The following is a 2,962-nucleotide window of genomic DNA, read 5'->3' as shown; positions in this document are numbered from 1 at the left end:
ATGCGTACCCGACCGGGGTATCCGATCCTCAGTGGAGGGCGGAGCTTTTCGCGAACTCCTCGGTGAAGGCCGCCGTGAACGCCTTGAGATCGCCCGGCTTCCTGCTGGTGATCAGAGTGTTCGGCCCGTGGTGGCAGACCGTGACCCGCTCGTCGACCCAGATGCCACCCGCGTTGCGGATGTCCGTGCGCAGACTGGGCCATGAGGTGAGCCGCCGCCCGGTCAGCACATCGGCCTCGACCAGGGTCCACGGTGCGTGACAGATCGCCGCGACCGGCTTGCCCGCCTCGAAGAAGGCCCCCACGAACGCCACGGCCCGCTCGTCCATCCGCAGCGCGTCCGGATTGGCGACCCCGCCGGGGAGCACCAGCGCGCCGAAGTCGTCCGCCGACGCGCTGTCCACGACCTCGTCCACAGGGAAGGTGTCCGCCCTGTCGAGATGGTCGAACGCCTGGATCCGGCCGGGCCGCGTCGACACCAGGGACGGGGTGTCGCCCGTGGCCAGGACCGCCTGCCACGGATCGGTCAGCTCGATCTGCTCGGTGCCGTCGGGCGCCACCAGAAACGCGATCCTCATCAGTACTCACTCCTTCACCACCGCCCGGCCGGGCGGGCCGGGCGTTCGGATGTCCGCCGCGCGCCGGGCCGGACCGGGTGGCCTCCGCCGACCTCGCCATCGCCCCGGCACCCGCACCGCACTCGCCGTACTCCCTGCGCCGCCGTACTCCCTGCTCCTGCCGTACTCCTTCCGCTGTCGTACGTGTCGCGCCGCCGTGTGTCCGGTCGCCGCGGGGGCTCGCCTGACGAGTTCCGCAGTACCCCTACTCGGCGCAGGCATGCGCGCCCAGGCGCGGGTGGCGCATGTCCGGCACCGCCCCGGGTACCCGCAGAGGACCAATCGTCCAGCCGCCCGGGGCCGGTGGTGTTTGACGCCCGGGGGCACGGGCACCCGGAAGGCCCTTCGCCGCGACCGTTTGCGGACCGCCCGCAGGCCGCCGGAGGACCCGTACACCCCCGTGCTCACCGGAGTCGATCGTGAATCGTTCCCGTGTCGTCGTGGCCGGAACCGGATGCGCCGGATTCCGGGCCGCTCCGGCAGCCCGCTCGGCTGGGCCTCGTCCGTTCCCGGTCCTCCCGCTGGACAGCTCCTGCTCCGTCAGGCTGGACAGCGCGTCGCCGGAACTGGCTCGCGTCCCCGGCGGCCCCCCGCACCCGGGCGGGCGCGGCCGGACCCGTCCCGGCGATCGTGTCAAGGAGCAGTGATATGCGAAACGGACAACTGGCCGAACTGGGCCAGCAGTTGCGCGTCGACGCGGTGCGTGCCGCCGACGCGGCCGGGTCCGGGCACCCGACGTCGTCCATGTCGGCCGCCGATCTGGCCGCCGTCCTGCTGGCCCGCCATCTGCGCTACGACTTCGGCCGGCCCGCCCACCCGGGCAACGACCGGCTGATCCTCTCCAAGGGACACGCGTCCCCCCTGCTGTACGCCCTCTACCGCGCGGCCGGAGTCGTCGACGACGCGGAACTGCTCACCTTCCGCCGCCGGGGCAGCCGGCTCGAAGGACACCCCACGCCCCGGCTGCCGTGGGTCGACGTGGCCACCGGCTCGCTCGGCCAGGGGCTGCCCATCGGGGTCGGGATGGCCCTGGCGGCCAAGCGGCTCGACCGGGTCCCGTACCGCGTCTGGGTGCTGTCCGGTGACAGCGAGATGGCCGAGGGTTCGGTGTGGGAGGCCGTCGAGCACGCCGCGTACGAACAGCTCGACAATCTGACACTGATCATCGACGTCAACCGGCTGGGGCAGCGCGGTCCCACCCGCCAGGGGTGGGATCTGGACGCCTACGCCCGCCGCCTGGGCGCGTTCGGCTGGCACACCATCGAGATCGACGGCCACGACGTCGCTGCGATCGACTCCGCCTTCCAGGAGGCCGCCGCCACGGCCGGGCGGCCCGTCGCCGTCATCGCCCGCACCCACAAGGGACACGGAGTAGGTGACGTGGAGGACCGGGAGGGCGCGCACGGCAAGCCGCTGCCCGACGCCGGCAGGGCGATCGAGGAGCTGGGCGGCCCACGGTTCCTGACCGTCGACGTGGCATCGCCCCCGGCGACTCAGGTGCACCACGAGTCCCCCTCCGATCAGCCACCGATGCCCGGCTACGGAGTCGGGGACGTGGTCGCCACCCGCGATGCCTTCGGGGACGCGCTCGCCGCCCTCGGCTCCCTGCGCCCGGAGGTTGTCGTGCTCGACGGGGAGGTCAGCGACTCGACCCGCAGCGCCGCCTTCGCCAAGGCGCACCCGGACCGCTTCTTCGAGTGCTACATCGCCGAACAGCAGCTGGTGGCGGCGGCCGTGGGGATGCGGGCGCGCGGCTACATCCCGTACGCCGCCACCTTCGCCGCCTTTCTGACGCGCGCTCATGACATCGTGCGGATGGCGGCCGTCAGCGGGACGCCGATCAATCTCGTCGGCTCGCACGCGGGCGTGTCCATCGGCCAGGACGGCCCGTCGCAGATGGGACTCGAAGACCTCGCGATGTTCCGCGCGGTCCACGGCAGCACCGTGCTCTACCCCTGCGACGCCCATCAGACCGCCCGGCTGGTCGCGGCGATGGCCGACCTCCCGGGCATCGGCTATCTGCGCACCACTCGGGGCGGGACACCCGTGGTGTACGGACCGGACGAGGACTTCCCGGTCGGGGGCTCCAGGGTCCTGCGGTCGAGTGCGCACGACCGGGTCACCGTCGTCGCCGCCGGAGCCACCGTCCATGAGGCGCTGAAGGCCGCCGACCTGCCGGCGACCGCCGGTATCGGGATGCGGGTCATCGACCTCTACTCGGTCAAGCCGGTCGACACCGCGACCCTCCAGGAGGCGGCCGACGCCACCGGCTGTCTGATGACCGTCGAGGACCACCGGCCGGAGGGCGGTCTCGGCGACGCCGTCGCCGGGGCCTTCGCCGACGGC

At 72.8% G+C, this 2,962-nt stretch carries 2 protein-coding genes; one reads left to right on the top strand and one right to left on the bottom strand.

The features are described 5' to 3' along the window. Window positions 1-28: 28 nt before the first annotated feature. On the bottom strand, window positions 29-577 hold the full coding sequence (locus ACWF94_RS37780; RefSeq protein ID WP_453499356.1) for a type 1 glutamine amidotransferase domain-containing protein: 549 nt from the start codon (window positions 575-577) through the stop codon (window positions 29-31). Window positions 578-1,264: 687 nt separating this feature from the next. On the opposite strand from ACWF94_RS37780, the gene ACWF94_RS37775 reads away from it, so the two are divergent. Continuing rightward, the coding region (locus tag ACWF94_RS37775; RefSeq protein ID WP_453499354.1) for a transketolase at window positions 1,265-2,962 on the top strand (1,698 nt) is incomplete at its 3' end.

The sequence above is a fragment of the Streptomyces sp. NPDC055078 genome, assembly GCF_053607985.1.
This window is presented reverse-complemented; position numbering and strand designations above follow the sequence as displayed.